The organism is Paracoccus hibiscisoli (assembly GCF_005048265.1).
Classification (GTDB): domain Bacteria; phylum Pseudomonadota; class Alphaproteobacteria; order Rhodobacterales; family Rhodobacteraceae; genus Paracoccus; species Paracoccus hibiscisoli.
Map to the genome: position 1 here is coordinate 1 of NZ_SUNH01000075.1, position 2291 is coordinate 2291.

Consider the following 2291-nt stretch of genomic DNA (forward strand, 5'->3'; position numbering starts at 1 on the left):
GCGCGGCTGGTCGGGTGCCCGCCCCGGCCGCGTGCTGGAGCACATCCTGACGGATCTGGCCGGCAACCCGTTCATCATCATTGACGAGCTGGACAAGGCCGGCCGCACCCGGTCCGATCGCGGCCAGTCCTATGGCCTGGCTGAGGGGCTGCTGCCCCTTCTGGAGCCAGGCACGGCCCATGACTGGACCTGCCCCTACTATCGGGTCCGCTTCGACATGTCTCGTCTCAGCTGGGTTCTGCTGACGAACAGCCTGGCCCCGGTGCCAGAACCGCTTCTGAGCCGCTGCACCGTGCTGAAGATGAACGAGCTGAACGTGGCCGACCTGTTGGGATTTGCGGAGCGCGAGGGGCTTGCGCGCGGGCTGTCGGAGGCGTCGGTGCACGCGATCATGGCAGCCCTCGCTGCGGTCGCGCCGCAGGCCACGATGCGCCCCAGCCTGCGCACGGTCCTGCGGATGCTCGACCGCGCGGCGGATCTCGAGAACAAGCCGATGGTGATCTGAGATGAGCCGCAGAGATGGAGACCGCCCCGGAGATGCAGCCTGCCGCCGGGCGCTGCGCGGAAAGATCCTTGGCCGGGTCCCCATGATCGACGAGACAGAGCTACATGGGCTGCTGGCAAGGGCACCGGGCAACCTGCCTGCGACAGAGCCTCTGGATGTCCACTGCCTCCGTTTTCGCGTCGGAGATCGATCGCTGTTCCCGGCGTTTCAGTTCGATCCCGTCGACCGGCGGGTTCTTCCGGGTCTGGACCGGATCATTGCAGCGGCGCGCGCTTCCGGCTTGAGCAAGGTGCGGCTGCTGAACTGGCTGATGCGGACGCATCTCGACTTCGAAACCACCCCTGCCGCCGCGTTGCCGGCCCACCCAGACGACGTGCTGGCAGCGCCTCTCAGGGAGCTTGAGCCGCAGGAGCGTGGTTGAAACCAACCTGCGGAGGCCACCCCTCCAGACGACGAACATCACGCCACGGATAATGACAAGGAGGAGACGCATGGTCTACGAACAGGAGCACATCGACCGCGCCACGGCGCTTCTCGCCGCCATTGAGCGAGGCCCGACGGTCCAGGACCTGGCGACCGCGCCGCTGCTGGACCTCTGGCAGGCCGCCGTCGCGCAAAGCACGGGACTGCCCCTCCTCTGGGGATGCGTTGCAGGACATCCGGCGCTCAGGGACGGCTGGATCCACACCTCGCCACTGATCGCGCTTGGGACAGACTTTGGCTGGGCTAGGACGCGAAGCCGCTGGTATCGGCTCGGCACTCATCTGAACGAGGTTGAAGAGAAGTTCACCGCGCATTTCGAGGCGAAGGGGCCCGGATGGCACTACATCCCCGCTTCGTTGTCGGACCACGCGATGCCGATCGCGGGCGAGCGCCTCCACAGGGCGCTCGCGGAGGTGCGGGCCCTCCTCGAAGGCGTGATCGCGGAGTGAATATGGGTGACCCGTCGCGGCCAGATTGCGACGGGCATGGAAAGCAATCGTTTCGCAAGGAGATCGCCATGACGAAAAGACCGCCGCGGCAAAGCGGGACGCCCGAACAGCATGGCCTCGCCCGATTGCGCGCCACCTATCCCGCAGGCGCCGCGCTGCTCGACCGGCACCGGACGAAAGCCGATCTCGCCTTGGCCCTGCGGTCGGTCCGCAAAAGCAAGGGGATGACGCCAGCCGACGTCCGGCGCGCGTCGGCGGACCTTGGCAGGCCACTGACGGCGTCGGTGGTGGCTACGCTGGAGAGTCCGGTTGCCGCGCTGCCCGCACTTGAGCTCGTCGTGCGCTATGCAGCGGCCTGCGGCGCGCAGGTCGAGCTGTCCTTCGTCTTTGGGGAGAACGATGGCCGCGGTGCATGCAGGGTGACGCTATCCTGAACATCGATCCCGCAACATCGGACCTGGCCGGAAGGCTTCGCACGCGCCGATCAAGCGATTGCCGCACGCATCAAGCCCGGTGACGATCCCGCTGGCAGTTGCAACCCCCACCAGTCACTGCAAAGGACGATAGAGGTTTTGACGTGACCTTTGCCGCAGTCGAACCGCAGCTAGAAGCTGGCAATTGCTCCACATCGACGTAAAGGGCGGAAAGCGGTCCTTGGAAAACTGCGAACCGTGACCGTATGAGAATCCGCCTCTAGGTTGTGCAGCTTGCTGCTTGGCAGCTACGAGGCGTTGTTGCGTAACTCACGCGTGAGACGTGATGCCCCCTTTCCCCGTTGTCATCAGTCCACGCGGACTATCTCGGCCGTTCCGATGGCCGAGAAGCGGTTCATGAGTGCGATGCGGATTTGGATT

The 2291-nt window shown here is 65.5% G+C and carries 4 protein-coding genes; all 4 read left to right on the forward strand.

Features of this window, described 5'->3' with window-relative positions:
- Positions 1–505 (forward strand): AAA family ATPase (locus FA740_RS19860; protein ID WP_338119684.1); only part of this gene is annotated, 505 nt, incomplete at its 5' end.
- Positions 506–587: 82 nt separating this feature from the next.
- Entirely contained in the window at positions 588–926 is a 339-nt protein-coding gene (locus FA740_RS19255; RefSeq protein ID WP_136858404.1) for a hypothetical protein, read from the forward strand.
- A 70-nt stretch (positions 927–996) separates the two neighbouring features.
- Entirely contained in the window at positions 997–1437 is a 441-nt protein-coding gene (locus FA740_RS19260; protein WP_136858405.1) for a DUF6634 family protein, read from the forward strand.
- Between the two features lie 68 nt (positions 1438–1505).
- Positions 1506–1871, forward strand: coding sequence for a hypothetical protein (locus FA740_RS19265; protein WP_136858406.1), 366 nt, complete (start codon positions 1506–1508; stop codon positions 1869–1871).
- Positions 1872–2291 lie beyond the last annotated feature (420 nt).

Bases quoted from the DNA above. Each gene is read 5' to 3' on its own strand.
- FA740_RS19260 (WP_136858405.1), top strand. From the start codon at position 997: ATGGTCTACGAACAGGAGCACATCGACCGCGCCACGGCGCTTCTCGCC.
- FA740_RS19255 (WP_136858404.1), top strand. From the start codon at position 588: ATGATCGACGAGACAGAGCTACATGGGCTGCTGGCAAGGGCACCGGGC.
- FA740_RS19265 (WP_136858406.1), top strand. From the start codon at position 1,506: ATGACGAAAAGACCGCCGCGGCAAAGCGGGACGCCCGAACAGCATGGC.